15 protein-coding genes, 1 tRNA gene and 1 pseudogene are annotated in these 19116 nt (G+C 62.0%); 7 read left to right on the top strand and 10 right to left on the bottom strand.

Going from position 1 to position 19116, the window contains the following annotated elements; translation table 11 throughout:
- Positions 1–24: 24 nt before the first annotated feature.
- A pseudogene (locus tag KUL93_RS03375) lies at positions 25–735 on the bottom strand (AAA family ATPase); the annotation flags it as partial.
- A gap of 214 nt (positions 736–949) precedes the next feature.
- Between KUL93_RS03375 and KUL93_RS03370 the strand changes: the two are divergent.
- Positions 950–1034: transfer RNA gene (locus KUL93_RS03370), tRNA-Leu, on the top strand.
- Positions 1035–1083: 49 nt separating this feature from the next.
- Entirely contained in the window at positions 1084–1482 is a 399-nt protein-coding gene (locus tag KUL93_RS03365) for a hypothetical protein (RefSeq protein ID WP_217125702.1), read from the top strand.
- 10 nt (positions 1483–1492) lie between these two features.
- On the opposite strand, the gene KUL93_RS03360 is transcribed toward KUL93_RS03365, so the two are convergent.
- Complete coding sequence (locus KUL93_RS03360) at positions 1493–2530, bottom strand: aldo/keto reductase (RefSeq protein WP_217125701.1); 1038 nt, start codon at positions 2528–2530, stop codon at positions 1493–1495.
- A 101-nt stretch (positions 2531–2631) separates the two neighbouring features.
- On the opposite strand from KUL93_RS03360, the gene KUL93_RS03355 reads away from it, so the two are divergent.
- Together KUL93_RS03355 and KUL93_RS03350 are read left to right on the top strand one after the other, a co-directional pair.
- A complete protein-coding gene (locus tag KUL93_RS03355; protein ID WP_217125700.1) occupies positions 2632–4032 on the top strand; it encodes a DEAD/DEAH box helicase in 1401 nt (466 codons plus the stop codon).
- A gap of 74 nt (positions 4033–4106) precedes the next feature.
- Positions 4107–5654: an EAL domain-containing protein gene (locus KUL93_RS03350; RefSeq protein WP_217125699.1), complete on the top strand. Its 1548-nt coding sequence runs from the start codon at positions 4107–4109 to the stop codon at positions 5652–5654.
- A gap of 62 nt (positions 5655–5716) precedes the next feature.
- Here the strand turns inward: KUL93_RS03350 and KUL93_RS03345 are convergent, their stop codons facing one another.
- Genes KUL93_RS03345 through KUL93_RS11575 form a run of 8 tightly spaced genes read right to left on the bottom strand, consistent with a single transcriptional unit; the run spans position 5717 to position 14804 of the window.
- On the bottom strand, positions 5717–6076 hold the full coding sequence (locus KUL93_RS03345; protein ID WP_217125698.1) for a hypothetical protein: 360 nt from the start codon (positions 6074–6076) through the stop codon (positions 5717–5719).
- Complete coding sequence (locus KUL93_RS03340; protein ID WP_249419222.1) at positions 6073–7434, bottom strand: NAD(P)(+) transhydrogenase (Re/Si-specific) subunit beta; 1362 nt, start codon at positions 7432–7434, stop codon at positions 6073–6075. Before KUL93_RS03340 ends, KUL93_RS03345 begins: the two co-directional genes overlap by 4 nt.
- A 5-nt stretch (positions 7435–7439) precedes the next feature.
- Entirely contained in the window at positions 7440–7727 is a 288-nt protein-coding gene (locus KUL93_RS03335; RefSeq protein WP_119334713.1) for an NAD(P) transhydrogenase subunit alpha part 2, read from the bottom strand.
- A gap of 6 nt (positions 7728–7733) precedes the next feature.
- Positions 7734–8858, bottom strand: coding sequence for an NAD(P) transhydrogenase subunit alpha (locus KUL93_RS03330; protein ID WP_217125696.1), 1125 nt, complete (start codon positions 8856–8858; stop codon positions 7734–7736).
- Between the two features lie 54 nt (positions 8859–8912).
- Positions 8913–10208, bottom strand: a complete 1296-nt coding sequence (gene serS, locus KUL93_RS03325; RefSeq protein WP_217125695.1) for a serine--tRNA ligase — start codon at positions 10206–10208, stop codon at positions 8913–8915.
- Between the two features lie 26 nt (positions 10209–10234).
- Complete coding sequence (locus KUL93_RS03320; RefSeq protein WP_217125719.1) at positions 10235–11503, bottom strand: replication-associated recombination protein A; 1269 nt, start codon at positions 11501–11503, stop codon at positions 10235–10237.
- Between the two features lie 47 nt (positions 11504–11550).
- Positions 11551–12249: a LolA family protein gene (locus KUL93_RS03315; protein WP_119334710.1), complete on the bottom strand. Its 699-nt coding sequence runs from the start codon at positions 12247–12249 to the stop codon at positions 11551–11553.
- On the bottom strand, positions 12246–14804 hold the full coding sequence (locus tag KUL93_RS11575; RefSeq protein ID WP_217125694.1) for a DNA translocase FtsK: 2559 nt from the start codon (positions 14802–14804) through the stop codon (positions 12246–12248). Before KUL93_RS11575 ends, KUL93_RS03315 begins: the two co-directional genes overlap by 4 nt.
- Before the next feature lie 142 nt (positions 14805–14946).
- Here KUL93_RS11575 and KUL93_RS03305 point away from each other — a divergent pair, with 142 nt between their 5' ends.
- From KUL93_RS03305 to KUL93_RS03295, 3 genes are read left to right on the top strand one after another with little or no spacing between them, the layout of a single operon-like run.
- Positions 14947–17316, top strand: a complete 2370-nt coding sequence (locus KUL93_RS03305) for an NADP-dependent malic enzyme (protein WP_217125693.1) — start codon at positions 14947–14949, stop codon at positions 17314–17316.
- Positions 17317–17325: 9 nt separating this feature from the next.
- Positions 17326–18285: a thioredoxin-disulfide reductase gene (gene trxB, locus KUL93_RS03300; protein ID WP_217125692.1), complete on the top strand. Its 960-nt coding sequence runs from the start codon at positions 17326–17328 to the stop codon at positions 18283–18285.
- Positions 18282–19046 carry a Smr/MutS family protein gene (locus KUL93_RS03295; protein WP_217125691.1) on the top strand — a complete coding sequence of 255 codons (765 nt, stop codon included), beginning with the start codon at positions 18282–18284 and terminating at the stop codon, positions 19044–19046. Before trxB ends, KUL93_RS03295 begins: the two co-directional genes overlap by 4 nt.
- Positions 19047–19116: the final 70 nt, after the last annotated feature.

Below are 19116 nucleotides of genomic sequence, written 5' to 3'. Positions count from 1 at the left end.
TCCGCAGGGAGGGGGATTTTGTCAATCGGGTTCGTACTGTTGTTCTACAAAATGGCCGGGATAATCGTGCGGATATTTGTAGCCGACGTGACCGAGCCGTTTGGCGCCGGCGTAATGGGTGTCGCGCAAATGGAGCGGTACTTCGACGGAAGGGCGGCGGGCGATCGCTTCGTATTGCCGTTCGAGCGCAAGCGCCACGTCGTTCGATTTCGGGGCGCGGACGGCATAGAGAATCGCCTGAGCGGCGGCATATTTCGCTTCCGGCCAGCCGATCCGGTCGTAAACGGCCGCCGCCGTCGCCGCCTGCACCATCGCCTGCGGGTCCGCCAGTCCGATGTCTTCGCTCGCCGCCGCCATCAATCTTCGCAGAAAAACGCGCGGATCCATGCCGAGCCGCTCGACGCCGTACAGAAACCAGAACAGCGCCGCATCGCTGGAGCCGCGCACGCTTTTGTGGAAAGCAGACAGAACGTCGTACTGGGTCGATTTGTCGGCTTTCGGGTTCGGTTCGCGGATCGCTTCGCACGCGACGTCCCGCGTGATGCGCGGGGAAGTCGCCGCCGCCAGTTCGAGCGCGTTGAGCGCCCGGCGGATGTCGCCGCCGGACGCCGTCGCCAGCGCGTCGAGCGCCTCTTCGTCGACTTCCAGGTTGAGGGCGCCGAGCCCGCGCTCGCGGTCTTCGAGCGCCCGCTTCAGCGCCGTAAGCACGTGGCGTTTTTCAAGGCGTTCCATCTTGAGTGGCTAGAAGCGCATCTGCAGGCGCTCGTGGGGTTGCATGCCTGGCGGGCGTGGGTCCAGGATGGGTTGCGGGAGATCGTTCGGAGTCCTGTGACGATGGCCTAAATGGGATGCTAAGGTCTCTCCTCCTACCAAGTCGTGACACGGACCTCACCACACCCACGCCTTGACAGAGGGCAGGCACTTCGTATAATAGCGCAATTCACTGCCTGCCCAGGTGGCGGAATTGGTAGACGCGCTAGATTCAGGTTCTAGTGCCGCAAGGCGTGGAGGTTCGAGTCCTCTCCTGGGCACCAGGGCTTTTATGATAACCTCCCAACCAGATCGGTTCCGGAGGTTTTTTTCATGTCCGCAAAGCGCCTCCTTCTCTTCGCATGCGTTACCTTCTTGACTGGCTGCGACGCATTTTACGACACGCTGGAAATCCCTAACCCCAACAAAGCCAAAGCCGAGGCGAAAGCCATTGGCGCGGCATGCCGTCATTCCGGACGTTCGCTCGAAGATTGCTACTACCTGCACCCCGACTTGGAGAAAGCCGCGATCTACGAGGGATGGCGGGAGATGAACGAATATATGCTGGAAAAAGAGCTCCCTACCGTTCCGGCACAACTCGTCCCGAACGAGCCGCAAGTCACCGCCAAGCCTTTGGAACGCAACGAGCCATTGATCCCATCGCTTGCGCGCCCTGCAAACGGACAGAACGCGTCTGCACCCGCCCCTGCCGCTGCAGGCGGCGGGCATTGACGACGTCCGCTTACGGCGCGGGGTTGGTGTAACGCAAATGCACCGCGTCGATCGCGCTCAGCTGTTCGTCCGTGAGTTTGGTCTCCCAAGCGCGGACGTTCGCTTCCAGTTGCGCAAGCGACGTGGCGCCGATGATCGTGCTGGTGACGAGCGGATGGTGGTAACACCAACTGAGCGCAAGCGTTGCCAGGCTCATCCCCCACGCTTCGGCAAGCGCAGCGTACGCCTCCACCGCCGGGCGGACGTTGGGTTTGGTGTAGCGTTGTCCAAAATTGGGGAAACGGGTCAGCCGCCCGGACGCATTGGGATCTTTGAGGTACTTCCCAGTGAGGTGGCCAAAAGCGAGCGGCGAATAGGCAAGCAGCGACACCGATTCGCGCCAACACACCTCCGCTAAGCCCCCTTCGAAGGTGCGGTTGAGCAGGCTAAACGCATTTTGGATCGAGACGATCCGCGGCAACCCGAACTGTTGTGCCAGCTGAACGAACGTCATCACCCCCCACGGGTGCTCGTTCGAAACGCCGACATAGCGCACCTTTCCGGCTTCGACCAATTTGGCGAGCGCTTCCAGTTGCTTCATGAGCGGCGTGAAAGGCCGCTCCTTCTTCGGGTCGAACCGCCATTCGCCAAACATCGGTTGGTTGCGTTCGGGCCAATGCAACTGGTAGAGATCGACATAGTCGGTTTGCAACCGTTTGAGACTACCGTCGATCGCCGCCTGAAGATTCGCTTCGTCGAACGCCTTGGGACCTCCGCGAATCCAGTTGAGGCTTCGCGCAGGCCCGGCGGCTTTGGTCGCGAGCACCACTTTGCTGCGATCTTGCCGTTTCAACCAGTTGCCGATGATTCGCTCCGTCTCTCCGTACGTTTCAGCCCGCGGCGGCACGGGGTACATCTCCGCGGTATCGATGAAGTTGATCCCGTGCGCGAGCGCCCAATCGAGCTGCGCGTGCGCTTCTTTTTCGTCGTTTTGCTCGCCAAAGGTCATCGTCCCGAGACAAATGGCCGAAACGGTGAGGTCGCTGTTGCCCAACTGGCGGTATTCCATCTTGAATCCCTCTTTTCGTTACCGTATTGTCATGAACGATTGTACCTTATCGGTATAATGGCAACTGGACATTGGCTCGCTGCGAAGGAGCGGCTGCTTGCATGCGTTTTGCTGACTTGGGGCTGAGACCCGAACTGCTGCGCGCAGTTGAAGAATTGGGCTACGAAGAACCCACGCCAATCCAAGCGAAAGCGATCCCGGTGTTGCTCGCGGGGCGCGACTTGCTGGGCGCCGCCCAAACGGGAACGGGCAAAACAGCAAGCTTCACACTGCCCATTTTGGAGCGCCTTGCACCCTTCGCCAACCGCTCACCCAGCCCGGCGCGCCACCCGACCCGCGCGCTCATACTGGCGCCCACGCGAGAGCTGGTCCTTCAGGTTGCCGAAGCGGTTGCCCAGTACGGAAAATACCTGCCGCTCAGAAGCACCGCGATTTTCGGCGGGGTTGACTTCACGGCGCAAGCGGAAGCGCTGCGTCAGGGGGTTGAGATCGTGATCGCTACCCCCGGGCGCCTTCTTGACCACCTGGAACAGAAAACGGTTCGCCTCAATCAGGTCGCGTTCCTGGTGTTCGACGAAGCAGACCGCATGCTCGACATGGGGTTTCTTCCCGATATCCGCCGCATCGTCGAGCATTTGCCCGCCGCCCGCCAGACGGCGCTCTTTTCCGCGACTTTTTCCCCTCAGATCCGCAAATTGGCGGAACAGTGGCTCCACGACCCTGTGACCGTCGAGGTCGCCCGCCGCAATACGGTGAGCGAAACCATCGAACACAAGGTCTTCTGGGTCGCCCAAGAGCAAAAACGCCACGCGCTCCTGCAGCTGTTGCACGACCGGGAGGGCCAAGTACTGGTTTTCGTCGACACCAAAGTGGCGTGCGGCAGACTCACGGCATTCTTACAGCGCAACAAAGTCAACGCCCAAGCGATCCACGGCGACAAGAGCCAGCAGCAACGTCTGGAAACCCTCGAAGCGTTTCGTCAGGGCAAACTGCGCGTCCTGGTCGCGACCGATGTCGCCGCGCGCGGGCTCGACATCGAAGGGCTGCCGTTCGTCGTCAATTTTGCGCTTCCGCCCAATCCAGAAGATTACATCCACCGGGTTGGCCGAACCGGCCGTGCTGGTCACACGGGAATCGCGATCTCGCTGGTCGACCCCAGCGAAGAGGAGCGATTGGAAGCGATCGAAAAGCTTCTGAAACAGAAAATCCCAGGAGAGAAATGGGAGTCCCCTGCAGCCCCGGCACGTCCCGAAAAACGGGAACGGGTGCGAGACCGCCGTTCCCCGAAGGCCCAAATGGCGGTGGAAAGCGACGCGATGCCAACGGTGGTCCGCGACGAAATTCCAGCAACGTGGCGAGGGGCTCAACAACGAACGGATGCAGGAGACCCTACGCAACCTTTCGACTGGCAGACGATGGAAGCGCTCTGGGGGGGACGCCGCCGCGACCCCGTCCCGGTTTTGCTCGGGGGCTCTGGTCGCCGTGAGTCGGCCGAAGCTTGAGTCGCTGCAAAAATCGCCTGAGAAAAACCCGTTTTTCTTCGTTTCGATTTCCGGCTCTGTCGGGTATGCTGTCCGTGTCGTTCCTGGACCTTTCCCCGATGGTGTCGCTGCCCGAAACGAACGAACCGTTCCGCCCCGATTTTTCCGAAGGGGTCGAAATCGGCGTCTATTTGGCGCTCCTGGAACTCATCGACGAAGGTTTGTTGATCGTCAGCGATGAGCGTATCTTGGAAGTCAACAGCGCCGCGTGCCGGTGGCTCGAACGCAATTACCGTGAATTGATTCAAGCGCCTCTGGAATCCCTGTTTCCCTCCCCCCAAGCTTTTTTGCACGCCCGGGCACGTTGGTTCATTCAAAATGAAACCAAAGGAAGCATCACGTTGGCGTTGCCGCACGGACGCAGAAAGGTGTTTCGCTTCACCGCAGCGGCACGCATCCGTCCTGGTATGCACGCGATCCTCATCGCACCCGACCTGCTTCACGAGCAGTACCGCACCACATCGCTTGCCGAAACGTTTTGGATCCAACTCGCCGCTGCGAGCACCGAACCGATCTGGGTCCTCGACGATGCCGAGCGGCTGGTCGCGGTCAATGCCGCGGCACGTACACGCTGGGCAACACCGCCGCTTCCGTTGCACCAACCGATCACCGAAGCGGCGACGGTGCATTGGCCGAAAGCGGACGAACCGCCAGTGGCTCTGATCGAAGGCATCGAACCCCACCCGTTGCGGGCACGTATCCTGCACGGCCCCACCCCAGGTTGGCGCGTGCTGCTGTTTACCACACATCGGAACCCCTCACGGCGCCGTACAACCGACACCGTTTCCGCACCCGAAAAAAACACACCAGATTCCCATTCGCTGACGGAACAACTGGCTGCTGCGACACCGGAGGACTTCACCCTGTGGCTTTCCCCGTGCGTCGACGTCGCCACCGGCATGCTCAATGGCGCCGAAGGGGTCTTACGATGGCACGTCCCGCATCGCGGTACGCTCGACGCGGAAACCGTCGCTCCACTCCTTCTTGATACAGCCGCAAACCGTGCCTGGCTGACCGCATGGCTCACACACGCGATTTCCTGGGTGCGGCAATGGCAGACCCCATTGGCACTCAACCTCGACGCGCGGCAATTGCAACAGCCCGAAACCCTCACCCAGATCAAAACCGTATGGCGGACCGCGTCGCTCCCTTGGTCGCTGCTCATGTTGGAAATCGACGAAACCGCGTTTGCTGCACTCGACACGCGCCAGTGCGCGCACCTGCTCGAAATGGGGGAAAAAGGGGTACGGATCGTCGTCGATCACGTGGGACAAGGGGCTTGCGCCTTTGGGCTCCTTGCCCACCTGCCTGTTCATGCGCTCAAGCTTGCGGGAACGTGGGTCACGCAGATCGGTCGCGACGAACGGGTAGAAAAATTGCTCGACGGGTTACTGCAATTCGGTAACGCGATGGGCTTTACGGTTATCGCCGAAGGCGTTGCAACCGCGGCACAACGCGATTTTCTGGCCGCGCTCGGCTGCCGTTTCCAACAAGGCCCGATATTTGGTCCCTGGCAAGAGAGTACGAAGCCGCTGACCCTCAGGCAAACCGCGAGTCCGCAAGCATCCCATAATCGCCCGTAGGCCCCATCAGCTTCAGCCACCCACACCCCAAAGACACGACGGGCCTTCTGTGCGCACAGCAATCAGCGCTGCGTGCCCCGATGCTGAAGATACCCCAGCCGTATCATCACCGCCGTACAGGTCGGTTCATCCCCGGTCAACCGAGCTGCTTCCGCCAAAAGAGGGGCCAATGCGTCGTCACTGAGCAACGGATTCTGGCAATAATCGAAAAGCTGCATGTCCAGCGCAAGCCGTTGGAGTGCCGCGCTCGTTTGCGCGACACCCTGAAACGGCGCGTTACGCATCGCCTGGGCCCGTTCGCCGCCGATGAACGGCGCCTTCTCACTGCTTCGGTCGCTTTGCGCGTGTACCGACGCAGCAAGCAGCAACCCCGCAAGCGCCGTCCCGAACCACCGGAAGAGCTTGCCCACCCAAGCCCTCATCCCATCGTTTTCAACTCCGCGATGATATCGGCAACCACCTCGTGCGCGTTGCCATAGACCAAATGGCAATGGTCACGGTAGAAGAGTTCGTTTTCGATTCCGGAATACCCCCGTCCCTGTCCGCGTTTGATCACGATCACTTCGCGCGCCCGATCGACATCGAGGATCGGCATCCCGTAGATCGGACTCGACGGGTTGGTGCGCGCGGCTGGATTCACGACGTCGTTGGCGCCGATCACAAGCACGACGTCGGTTTGCGGAAACTCCCCGTTGATCTCGTCCAAATCGAAAATCTTTTCGTAGGGCACCCCGGCTTCGGCAAGCAATACATTCATATGGCCCGGCATGCGGCCGGCAACCGGGTGGATCGCAAACTTCACCGTAACCCCCGCTTCTTCGAGAAGTTGTGCCATCTCCCAGACTTTGTGTTGCGCACCGGCAACCGCCATACCGTAACCCGGCACGATCACCACCTGTTGCGCGTAACGCAGCGCCGCAGCGGCGTCGGTGGGGGCGTACGTCTTCAACCGTCCCGTGACGCTACCAGGCTCGTGCTCCGCAGCTTCGCCGGTGATCGGGGCAAAGAGGACGTTGCGGATCGGGCGATTCATCGCTTTGGCCATCAAGAGCGTCAAGAGGGTTCCCGACGCCCCGACGACGATGCCGGCAACGATCAACATCGGGTTCGCGAGCACGTACCCTTCGAAGCCGACCGCCAGCCCGGTAAAGGCGTTGAGCAACGAGATCACCACTGGCATATCGGCACCACCGATCGGCAATGTCACGAGCACACCGAGCGCGAGCGCCAGAACGAAGAAGAGCAGCAATCCGCCAGCGCTGGGCGCACCACTGACCCCCAAAGTCAAACCGATCCCCAGAGTCAGGATCGCCAAGAGCAGCACGACGTCGTTGTGGCCACGCTTGAGGCGCCAAACCTTGCGGACGCGGCCGTCGAGTTTCGCCCACGCAACGAGGCTGCCGGAAAACGCGACCGCACCGATCACCGCGCCCAGAATAGCGAGAACGCCCACCGAAGTCAGGAGACCAGTCTGAGCACCGAGCAATTCCACCGCCGCGATCGCCGCAGCAGCGCCCCCGCCCAGGCCATTATAGATCGCCACCATCTGGGGCATTTCGGTCATCGCCACCCGACGCGCCCAGATCCAAGCCAAACCACCCCCGACAGCGATCGCTGCGACCATCCAACCCAGGTTATGCAACCCCGGGGTGAAAAAGGTTGCCCCCACCGCGACCACCATCGCGATACCAGCAAGGCGCATCCCCTGCACCGCTGTCGCGGGGGCGCTCATCGCCCGCAACCCCATGATGAACGCGAACGTCGCCAGGAAATAGATCATTTCGATCACTGCTTGTCCCCCTTTTTCTGGAACATCGCAAGCATGCGATCGGTCACGACATACCCCCCGACGGCGTTCGCCGCACCCAGCGCTACCGCGAGTACGCCGATCGCGGTCTCGAGCGCCCCTTCGGCGTGGCCCAACACCACCATCGCTCCGACGAGGACGATGCCGTGGACGAAGTTCGAACCGGACATCAACGGCGTGTGGAGGATCACCGGCACGCGGGCAATGATTTCGTACCCAGCGACAGCTGCCAGCATGAAAATAAAGAGCGCAGAGATGCCATCCATTCGCTGCTACCTCCCCAACCATTCCCGGACGCGCTCATTGACGAGCACGCCATCGCGGGTGATACACGTCGCAGTCACGATCTCGTCTTCCCACTGCCACGCGAGCGCACCATCCTGAACGTGCGGGGCAAGAAAATGCCAGACGTTTTTGGCGAACATTTCGGAGGCGTGCACCGGCATGCGGCTCTGGATGAAGGCCGGTCCAATCACCAGCACGTCACCGATCCACCGTTTTTCTCCCAACACCGTCCCTGCGACGTTCCCGCCCTGTTCGGCGGCAAGGTCAACGACGACCGCACCCGGTCGCATCGCTGCCAGCATCTCCTGCGTGACGATTTTGGGCGCGGGACGCCCCGGAACCGAAGCCGTGGTGATCACCACGTCGGCAGCAGCAACCGCTTTGCTCAGAGCCGCGGCCTGTTGCGCTTGCTCCGCTTCGGTCAGTTCGCGCGCGTAACCGCCCGCGCCAACCGCAACGACCCCGGTATCGACGAACTTCGCGCCCAGAGACTGCACTTGTTCGCGCGTTTCGGGACGGACGTCGTACGCTTCGACCATCGCCCCCAAGCGGCGGGCCGTAGCGATCGCTTGCAACCCCGCAACACCGCAACCGATCACGAAGACCTTGGCGGGACGGATCGTCCCTGCGGCATAGGTGAGCATCGGAAAGAATTTCGGCGCATGGTCGGCAGCGATCAACGCCGCTTCATACCCCGCGACGGTGGCTTGCGACGACAGGATATCCATTGGCTGCGCACGGGTGATCCGCGGCAGCAATTCGAGCGCGAATGCGGTGACCCGCTGCGCACATAGCGCGTCGATCTGCTGCGCTGACGCCCAAGGCCGTAACGCCCCCACCAACACCGAACCGGGACGCATCGCTGCGATTTCGTCGAGTGTCGGCGGCATCACGCACGCCACGACATCGGCGCGAGCGAAAACCGCCTGTGGAGAATCGACCCACGTGACACCTTCAAAGGCCGCATCGGGCCAGTGGGCGCGAAGCCCCGCCCCTTTCGCGAGCACAATGCTGGCGCCCAACTGCTCATACTTCGCGACCAGCTCCGGGGTGAGCGCAAGTCGCCGTTCTTCGGGAACGGGCGCGGTGGCGATGCCCAGCGTCCATACCATGCATGACTCCTTTCTGGGAAGCCAAACCTCGCCGACCGCGCCGCGCTTTTTGCGTCACCGGCGCGCGCGAGGCTCCAATACCTCTTGCCCACCCATCCACGGGCGCAACGCTTCGGGAACCACCACACTGCCGTCGGCTTGCTGGTAGTTTTCCAGCACCGCGACCAACGTGCGTCCTACCGCCAAACCCGAACCATTGAGCGTATGCACCGGTTGCGGTTTCCCGCCCCCTGCGGGCCGAAAGCGCGCCTGCATCCGCCGTGCTTGGAAGGCTTCGGTATTCGAGCAGGAGGAGATCTCCCGGTAGGTGTTTTGAGCGGGCAACCAGACTTCCAAATCATACGTCATCGCGGCACTGAAGCCCAAGTCCCCAGCGCATAATTTCACTTTACGATAAGGTAAGCCCAATTTAATCAAAATCGCTTCGGCATGGGCGGTGAGCGTCTCCAGCGCGTCATACGAGCAGTCCGGATGTTCGATCCGAACCAGCTCGACCTTTTCGAATTGGTGCTGCCGGATCAGACCGCGTACGTCACGGCCGTGCGAACCCGCCTCAGCACGAAAACAGGGTGTCCAGGCAACGAATTTGAGCGGAAGGTCTGCTTCGTCGAGGATGCGGTCGCGAACGATATTGGTCACCGGCACTTCCGCGGTGGGAATGAGGTAGAGCGATTCCGCGTCGGAGCGTGGCACCTGAAAGAGCTCTTCGGCAAATTTCGGCAACTGCCCTGTGCCAAAGAGGGTGCGTGGCAGCACGAGAAACGGCGGCGCCACCTCTTCGTACCCATGTTCGCGGGTATGGACGTCAAGCATGAACTGCGCCAGCGCGCGGTGAAGCCGCGCGACGTCCCCGCGCAAAAGCGCAAAACGGCTCCCCGAAAGCGCCGCGGCGATCTCGTTTTCCAATCCCCCCAGCCCTTCGGCGATCTCGACATGGTCGCGAACCGGAAAGTCGAACGAACGCGGCGTCCCCCAGCGCGAAACCTCGAGATTGTCCGCGTCGCTGGCGCCGTCCGGCACCAAGGGGTGCGGCACGTTCGGCAATTGCGCCAAGAACGAGTCGAGTTCTGCCAACAAGGCATTCAAGCGCGTTTCGTTGCGTTCGAGCGCCGCTTTCACTTCGGCGACCTCGCGCAGCAGTTCCGACGCATCCTCCCCTTTCGCTTTACACTGCCCCACCGCTTTCGACAACCGGTTGCGCTGCGCTTGCAACGTCTGCGTTTCGGCTTGCAGTGCTTTGCGTTCCGCTTCAAGCGTCTCGAAACGGGACCAGTCGATCGTCCCGCCGCGCCGAGCGAGCGCTTTCTGAACGGTTTCCCAGTCTTGTCGCAACAATTGGATGTCGAGCATGATTTCCTTCCTGATTTTCGTTACGGTTACTGATGGTGTTCGTTGCGCCACGCGGCATCGAGCGCGCGCAACCGAGCCAATTTTTCTGTGATTTTCTGCTCCAACCCTCGATCCGTGGGTTCGTACCAATGGGTTTTGGGCATCCCCTCGGGCAGATAATCGACTCCCGGCGCAAACGCGCCGGGTTCATCATGGGGATAGCGATACCCTTTTCCCGCCCCGATCGCTTTGAGCAAGCGCGTCGGCGCGTTGCGCAGATGCATCGGAACCGGACGCGAACCATCCTGCGCAACGAACGCGCGCACGGAGTTGAAAGCGCGATAGAGCGCATTCGATTTCGGCGCGCACGCCAGATAGACAACCGCTTCGGCAAGCGCCAACTCCCCTTCCGGCGAGCCCAAACGCTCATACGCCTCTGCCGCGGCCACAGTCAGCGAAAGCGCGCGCGGATCGGCCAAACCAACATCCTCGCTCGCGATCCGGATCAGACGCCGCGCCAGATAGCGGGGGTCCGCACCGCCATCGAGCATCCGACAAAACCAGTAGAGCGACGCATCGGGATTGGAACCGCGCACCGCTTTGTGCAGCGCGGAAATCAGGTCATAGAACGCATCGCCACCTTTGTCGAAACGACGCAGTCGCGCCCCCAGGGTCGCGATCGCGAATTCGCTGTCGATGACGGTGTATCCGTGTGCTTTCGCGGCCGCCCAGAGCCAGGCCAAGTCGTTCAAAAGCCGCCGCGCGTCGCCGTCGGACTGGGCAACCAGCATCTCGCGCACCGAATCTTCGAGCGCCACCGCTTCGTCTGGAAAGCGCGCCGTCGCTCGGTCGAGCAACTGCCGCAATGCGTCTGGCGAAAGGGGTTCAAGCCGGAAAACCGTCAAGCGGGACAGAAGCGCGGCATTGACTTCGAACGAGGGGTTCTCTGTCGTTGCGCCGATCAGCGTCACCACCCCACTTTCGACATGGGGTAACAGGGCGTCTTGCTGCCCCTTGTTGAAACGGTGGATCTCGTCGAGAAAGAGCACCGTGGCTTGCCCGCTCTGCCGCGCCGCTTCGGCACAAGACACCACTTCACGCAGCTCTTTCACCCCTGCGGTCACCGCGGAAAGGGCAATGAACTGCGCGTCGCAACTGCGTGCCACCAACTGCGCAAGGGTCGTTTTGCCCACGCCGGGCGGCCCCCAGAAGAGCATGGAAAAGAGCTGTCGGCGCGTGGCAGCAAGCGTGAGCGGTTTTCCAGGCCCCACGAGATGGGACTGTCCCACCACATCCTCGAGCCGCTGCGGCCGCATCCGTTCCGCCAACGGAACGGGTTGGATGGAGGGCGTTGTCGCACGGCTCACCGCGGCGTCTCCGCAGCAGCAGCACCCTGCGGGGTGCGCAACACGACGGCGTCCGGAGGCAACGTGAGTTGGAACGCTTCCGGTTGCGGCATTGTGCGTTCGAAGCGGGTAAACAGCAATTCGCTCGTCTGACCCAACGCGTCTTCGATCGTGAGCGCACGCAGACGCTCGTCTGCGATGGTGACCTCGACGCGGCGTACCACCGCGTCATCGGTTCGCGCCCGTAACGACCAGCGAAGCACCCCGCCTGCTTGGGTAAAACGTTCCAAGGTGAATCTCTCGGGCAGCGTCTCGGGTGCCAGAAAAAAAGCGAGTGGCCCGGCGCGTAACGCAGCAGGATCGAGTGGCTGCACCGTGGCTTGGCGAAGTTCTGGATCCCATACGGTGAGGGTCGTGCCGTCACTCACGGTCACCTGCACGAAAGGGCGCTCGATCGTCCAACGAAAACGTAACGGTTTGACGAATGCGAATACCCCTTCCAACTCCCGCCGCCGCCCGTCACTCCGGCGCTCGATCTGGCGAAACACCCCCTCTGCAGAGGTAACCCCTTCTCCCCAAGCGATGAGCGTTGCCCACGCCTTTTGCGTCTGCTCGTCCGCTGCCGATTGCGCCTCACTTAGGGGTATGAGCACGAATGAAAAGAGAAGCAACGCAACCCACCCCCTCAAAAACCGTTTTGCGCCACACGCCTTCATCCGTTTTGCTCCGGTACCAACACTTTGCGGTTGCCATTCGCCTCTGGCGGCGAAACCAAACCCGCCTGCTCCATCGCCTCTATGAGGCGCGCCGCCCGGTTATAGCCGATGCGCAGATGGCGCTGCACCAGCGAGATCGAAGGACGCCGCGTCCGCAAGACGATCTCGACCGCCTGATCATAAAGGGGATCGCGCTCGGCATCCCCCGCGCCATCGCTCCACTCCGACCCTGGCGCGTCGTCGTCATCGGCAGTGATCGCGTCGACATACTCCGGCGGCCCGAAGGGCTTGAGGTAATTCACCACGCGATGCACCTCGTCGTCGGCGACGAACGCCCCATGCACCCGCTGCGGTGTCCCCATCCCGGGTGCCAGAAAGAGCATATCGCCCATCCCAAGAAGCGCCTCTGCGCCCATCTGGTCGAGGATCGTTCGGGAATCGACCTTGGAGGAGACTTGAAACGCAATCCGAGTGGGGATGTTCGCTTTGATCAGACCCGTGATCACATCGACCGAGGGACGCTGCGTCGCAAGGATCAGGTGAATCCCCGCGGCGCGCGCCTTTTGCGCCAAGCGAGCGATCAGCTCCTCGATCTTCTTTCCCGCTACCATCATCAAATCGGCGAATTCATCGACGATGACCACGATATACGGCAGCTTCTCGAGCGGCTCGGGATGCTCCGGCGAAAGCGAGAAGGGGTTAGGGACGTACTCCTTCTTTGCGGCCGCTTCGGTAATGAGCGCGTTGAACCCAGCGATGTTGCGCACGCCCAACGCCGCCATCAGCTTATAGCGCCGCTCCATCTCACCGACACACCAGTTGAGCGCCTGCGCCGCCAACCGCATGTCGGTCACCACCGGCGCCAGAAGGTGCGGAATTCCTTCGTAGATCGACAATTCGAGCATTTTCGGGTCGATCATGATCAACCGCACCGCGTCGGGTCCCGATTTGTAAAGCAGCGACAAGATCATCGCATTGACCCCAACCGATTTGCCGGAACCGGTCGTTCCGGCTACAAGGAGGTGGGGCATCTTCGCCAGATCGGCCACCACCGGCGCACCGCCGATATCTTTGCCCAGACACACCGTCAGAGGCGATTTGGCATTGCGATAGACCGAAGCATCGAGCACTTCCCGCAACCGCACGATCTGCCGCGTAGGGTTCGGAACCTCGAGCGCCATACAGCTCTTGCCGGGAACGATCTCGACCACGCGAATCGAAACCAGCGAAAGCGCGCGCGCCAAATCCTTCGCCAAATTGACGATCTGTGCCCCTTTCACCCCAGTGGCCGGCTCGATCTCGTAGCGCGTCACCACAGGACCCGGGATTGCGCCCACCACCGTGACGCGCACCCCGAATTCCGCCAATTTCGCCTCGATCAGCTGCGAGGTCTTTGCGATCTGCTCTGGCGTCACCGAGTTGGGTTGCGGCTTTGGCTGGTCAAGGAGCGCAAGCGGCGGAATGGGGGAATCCCCCGGTTTCGGCGCCAGGCGTGCCCCTTTTTCCACTGCCCCCTGAACGCGGGGCGGGTGGACTTCAGCCGGAATCCGCTCCGAAGCAACGGGCGTTTGGGACGCAACCGATGCGGTGGGCATTTCCGGCTTCACGACGGCTTCGGGTTCCGTGCGATCCGGCTCATCGCCACCCGTCGGCAACGGTGCAACAACGTCCGACACCTCGTCCGCACCGGAGGCGTCGAGCGAGGACGCCGCCGCCCAGCGCGGCTCCTCGATCGGCCCAAACGCCGTCGGCGGTTGTGCCAATCGTTTGGCGCGCTGCATAAGGCGCCACCCCAATGCGTGCAGCGCACGAGCCGCCCCCAAAACTGCCTGGTGCAGGTGATGAACCCCTTGTCGCCACACCCCCCGCAGATTGGGGATACCCATCCGCGCCACCGTCGAGGAGGCCTCTGCCCGCCCCGTTCTGCCCTCCTGCCACCGGCGCCAATGCGCCTCCAGCCACCGCCCGATGGCTTCCGTGACTTCGCCCCAACTCACCCCCCAGGTTAGGCTAAACCCGACCAGAAAAAGCGCCAGCAAAAGCAACGTTCCGCCCACAAACCCCAACCGCAACGCAACGAATTGACCCAGTGCGTGCCCAAGCGCCCCCCCCGCCCCTTGCGGCAGGCTGTCGCCAAAACGGTGAAAGCGCAAAAATTCCAGCGCACTGGAACTCACCTGCAACAGCAGGAAACCCAGTGTGGTACCTGCCCACGACCATCGCCAATGCCACCAGTCAGCTAACGAACCGTCCAGATGCGCGTCGCCCTTTTCCAGCGCACGATGGGTAAAAGCGCGCCACCACCCCACCACGCCACGGACGAAGAGCCCGATCCACCACAGCGCCGACCAACCGAAGGTGAAAAACCACAGATCGGCAATCCAGGCACCGAGCCGCCCGCCCGGATTCTGGACCGTGAGCGCCGTCCCGCTTTTCGACCACCCTGGATCTTCCGGATGGTACCCGAGCAGAACGAGCGCAAAATAGGCGCCCACCGCTGCCAAAAGCAGCCAACTCCCCTCATGGAGCAAGCGGGCGAAACGTCTCTTCGTCAAAACCGCGCCATTTCGTCGATCGCACAACAACAGGCTATTATACCGAGCGCAATCGAGTACGAACTTTCTCAACCGCACACAGCCAAACCGCTCGTACTAAAATCGCTCGTTTCGCCACCTTCCGAACTCAGGGAGTGACATTGTGACGCAATCGACCACAGGCCCCGAAGCCGTGCAGCAAGCGCGTGAGGAATTGAAGCGCGCTGCGCTCGACTACCACGAACATCCCACCCCCGGAAAATGGGCCATCGTCCCCACCAAAGCGCTGTCGAACCAGCGCGATCTCGCGCTCGCCTATTCACCCGGCGTCGCCGCGCCGTGCGAAGCGATCGTCGAAGACCCGAGCGCCGCCGCCCGCTACACCAACCGCAGCAACCTCGTTGCGATCATCACCAACGGCACCGCGGTCCTGGGACTCGGGGAGATCGGGCCGCTTGCCGCGAAACCAGTGATGGAGGGCAAAGCGGTCCTGTTCAAAAAATTTGCCGGCATCGACGCGATCGATCTCGAAATCAACGAAAAAGACCCGGAAAAATTGGTCGAAGTCATCGCCGCGCTGGAACCGTCTTTCGGGGGGATCAACCTCGAAGACATCAAAGCTCCGGACTGCTTCCTCGTCGAACGTAGGTTGCGCGAACGTCTGAAAATCCCTGTCTTTCACGACGACCAGCACGGTACCGCGATCGTCGTCGCGGCGGCGCTGTTGAACGCACTCACCCTGACGGGCAAGTCGATCGACCAGGTCAAATTGGTCACTGCCGGGGCGGGCGCTGCGGCGCTTGCGTGCCTCAACCTGCTCGTCAAACTGGGTCTTCCGAAAGCCAACATCTGGGTAACCGACATCGCAGGCGTGGTCTATGAAGGCCGTACCGAACTGATGGACCCCGATAAAGCGCAGTTCGCCCAAAAAACCGTGGCGCGCACCCTTGCCGAAGTCATCGAAGGGGCCGACATTTTCCTGGGGCTTTCCGCAGGTGGCGTCCTCAAGCCCGAGATGGTGGCGAAGATGGCGGAAAAACCGATCATCTTCGCGCTGGCCAACCCAACCCCAGAAATCCTGCCGGAAGCCGCGAAAGCGGTTCGACCGGACGCGATTCTCGCCACCGGCCGTAGCGACTATCCCAACCAGGTCAATAATGTCCTCTGCTTTCCCTACCTCTTCCGCGGCGCACTCGATGTGGGCGCGACCACGATCACCGACGAAATGGAGATCGCGGCGGTGCAAGCGATCGCGACACTCGCGCAAGCCGAAGAGAACGAAGTGGTCGCCGCCGCCTACGCGGGGGAAAAGCTCCGTTTTGGCCCCGACTACCTCATCCCCAAACCGTTCGACCCCCGTTTGATGCTCACCATCGCCCCGGCGGTCGCGCAAGCTGCGATCGCAAGCGGCGTCGCGACGCGCCCAATCGACGATTTCGACGCCTATCGCGAACGGCTCCAGAACTTCGTCTATGCCTCCGGCACCTTGATGAAACCGGTCTATGCGATCGCGAAACGCGCGAAATTCAAGAAGATTGCCTACGCCGAAGGCGAAGAGGAGCGCGTGCTGCGCGCAGCGCAAGTGGTGGTCGACGAAGGCATTGCGCGACCGGTGCTCATCGGCCGCCCCGCAGTGATCGCCCAGCGGATCGAACGCTTCGGTCTGCGCCTGCGCGAAGGGGTCGACTACGAAGTGGTGAACGTCGAAAACGATCCGCGCTATCGCGCACTCTGGCAAGAGTACCACCAGATCATGGAGCGGCGCGGCGTCACACCTCAACTGGCGAAGATCGAAATGCGGCGACGGCATACGCTCATTGGCGCGATGCTTCTTCGCCATTGGGAAGTCCATGGCCTCATCTGCGGTACGTGGGGTGTGCCCACGATGCACCTCAACTACATCGATCAGGTGATCGGCAAACGCCCCGGCGCCACCTGCTACGCCGCGATGAACGCGCTTTTGTTGCCCAACCGCCAGCTCTTTTTGGTCGATACCCACATCAACAATGACCCCACCGCGGAGCAGATCGCGGAAATCACCCGCATGGCCGCGCGCAAGATGATGCGTTTCGGCATCACCCCCAAAGCGGCGCTCCTTTCCCACTCCAATTTTGGTTCGTCGGATGCCGCAAGCGCCGTGAAAATGCGCAATGCCCTCACAATCTTGCGCGAGATCGCGCCGTGGCTCGAGGTCGACGGGGAAATGCACGGCGACATCGCGCTCGACCCCACGATGCGCGCGGAACTCATGCCGCGCTCGACGCTAACCGGCGAAGCCAACCTGTTGGTCCTGCCGAACATCGATGCCGCGAATATCGCGTACAATCTCCTCAAGACCGCTGCTGGGAACGGCATCGCAATCGGGCCGATGCTGCTGGGTGTTGCCAAACCGGTCCATATCCTCACCGCGACTTCGACGGTGCGACGCATCGTCAATATGACCGCGCTCACCGTTGCCGAAGCGAACGTCGGCCCGCGCGCCGTCGAACCCACTCCGCCGCTGAGCGAAATCCCTTTCACCACAACCGAATAGGAGTACGCCATGTCTGCACAACACCGCCGTTTGATCATCCTCGGCTCGGGACCTGCTGGATACACCGCAGCGATCTATGCCGCGCGCGCCAATCTCGAACCGATGCTGATCACCGGTCTCGAACAGGGTGGGCAACTGATGACCACCACCGACGTCGAAAACTGGCCCGCCGACCCCGACGGCGTCCAAGGGCCGGAATTGATGGCCCGATTCGAAGCGCACGCACGCCGTTTCGGTACCGAAATCGTCTTCGACCATATCCACACCGCCGTGCTCACCGAACGCCCGTTCCGACTCGTCGGTGACGCTGGCGAATACACCTGCGACGCGTTGATCATTGCCACCGGTGCCTCGGCGAAATACCTGGGGCTGCCCTCGGAAGCGGCGTTCAAAGGTCGCGGAGTCTCCGCGTGCGCCACGTGTGACGGCTTCTTCTACAAAGGGCAAGACGTCTGCGTGATCGGCGGCGGCAACACCGCAGTGGAAGAGGCGCTCTACCTCGCCAATATCGCGAACAAAGTCTATCTGATCCACCGACGCGACCAGTTCCGCGCCGAAAAGATCCTCGTCGACCGGTTGATGAAACGGGTCGAAGAAGGAAAAGTGGAACTGGTTCTCAACCATGTCGTCGACGAAATCCTGGGCGACGACTCTGGTGTCACAGGAATTCGCGTCAAACACCGCGACAGCGGCACACTCCAAGAGCTTGCCGTCCACGGCGTTTTCGTCGCGATCGGCCACCAACCCAACACACAGCTTTTCGAAGGGCAGCTCGAAATGGAGAATGGCTATATCGTCACGCGCGGCGGCCGCGACGGTAACGCCACCGCAACCAGCATCGAAGGGGTCTTTGCCGCTGGGGACGTTCAAGACCACGTCTACCGGCAGGCGATCACCAGCGCGGGAACCGGCTGCATGGCCGCGCTCGACGCCGAACGGTATCTGGACGCGCTTGCCACGGGGAAATGAGCAGAGCAACCCCACCGCAGCGGGATTGGCGGGAGCAACTGAAGGAGCTCGTCGAAACGGGCGCGCTGCCCCCCGCCGATCGTCGCCGCTATTGGCGCCAAAAAGCCCAAGCAGCGCTTGCGCGCGCAACACCCAACGACCCAGCGCCGCGCAGCAAACCGACCAGCTCCGATCCTGCGGCGACTCCTGCCTCCGACAAACCCGTACCCGCGGCACTTTCGCCTGCTGAAGCCCGGTTGTGGCAGCATTGGTTACGCGAAACCGGCGTCGCCCCGTTGCCGCCGCAAGACCGCATCGCGCTCGAGCGCCCGCTTCCTCCGCCCACGCCGCGGCAGCGCGAACGCGACGAAGCGCAAATCAAAACCGAACTTTTGGCGCCACTGACGCTCGACGACTGGCTCGACCACGACAGCGAAACCTTCTTCCTCCGGCCAGGGGTTCCGCGTCGCATGGTTACGGAGATGCGGCGGGGCCGTTGGACCATTCGGCGTCAGCTCGACCTCCACGGCCTCACCCGCGAAGAGGCGCGCGCCGCACTGAGCGCATTCCTTGCCGAAGCGTTGCGCACCGGGGAGCGCTGCGTGCGCATCATCCACGGGAAAGGGTACGGCTCACCCGGTGGCGTGAGCGTCTTGAAGCACCTCTCGCGCCAGTGGCTTACCCGGCGTGAAGAGATCCTTGCCTTTTGCGAGGCGGCACCCCGTCAAGGCGGAAGCGGCGCGTTGCTGGTGCTCCTGCGTGCCCCTAGCGCCAACCGGTAAGCTTACTTCGTGACGGGTAAGCCCACTTCGCGCCCACTGCCCCCGAGTAGCACCGCACCACCTCGCGCGC

It is taken from the genome of Hydrogenophilus thiooxidans, from assembly GCF_019049855.1.
Lineage (GTDB): Bacteria > Pseudomonadota > Gammaproteobacteria > Burkholderiales > Rhodocyclaceae > Hydrogenophilus > Hydrogenophilus thiooxidans.
Note: the sequence above shows the minus strand (reverse complement) of the source record. Positions and strands in the feature narration are given on the sequence as shown.

Coding starts and splice junctions, on each gene's coding strand:
- KUL93_RS03330 (WP_217125696.1), bottom strand. CDS start 8,858: ATGGTATGGACGCTGGGCATCGCCACCGCGCCCGTTCCCGAAGAACGG.
- KUL93_RS03320 (WP_217125719.1), bottom strand. CDS start 11,503: ATGCGGCCGCAGCGGCTCGAGGATGTGGTGGGACAGTCCCATCTCGTG.
- trxB (WP_217125692.1), top strand. CDS start 17,326: ATGTCTGCACAACACCGCCGTTTGATCATCCTCGGCTCGGGACCTGCT.
- KUL93_RS03360 (WP_217125701.1), bottom strand. CDS start 2,530: ATGGAATACCGCCAGTTGGGCAACAGCGACCTCACCGTTTCGGCCATT.
- KUL93_RS03335 (WP_119334713.1), bottom strand. CDS start 7,727: ATGGATGGCATCTCTGCGCTCTTTATTTTCATGCTGGCAGCTGTCGCT.
- KUL93_RS03315 (WP_119334710.1), bottom strand. CDS start 12,249: ATGAAGGCGTGTGGCGCAAAACGGTTTTTGAGGGGGTGGGTTGCGTTG.
- KUL93_RS03345 (WP_217125698.1), bottom strand. CDS start 6,076: ATGAGGGCTTGGGTGGGCAAGCTCTTCCGGTGGTTCGGGACGGCGCTT.
- KUL93_RS03365 (WP_217125702.1), top strand. CDS start 1,084: ATGTCCGCAAAGCGCCTCCTTCTCTTCGCATGCGTTACCTTCTTGACT.
- KUL93_RS03295 (WP_217125691.1), top strand. CDS start 18,282: ATGAGCAGAGCAACCCCACCGCAGCGGGATTGGCGGGAGCAACTGAAG.
- serS (WP_217125695.1), bottom strand. CDS start 10,208: ATGCTCGACATCCAATTGTTGCGACAAGACTGGGAAACCGTTCAGAAA.
- KUL93_RS03340 (WP_249419222.1), bottom strand. CDS start 7,434: ATGATCTATTTCCTGGCGACGTTCGCGTTCATCATGGGGTTGCGGGCG.
- KUL93_RS03355 (WP_217125700.1), top strand. CDS start 2,632: ATGCGTTTTGCTGACTTGGGGCTGAGACCCGAACTGCTGCGCGCAGTT.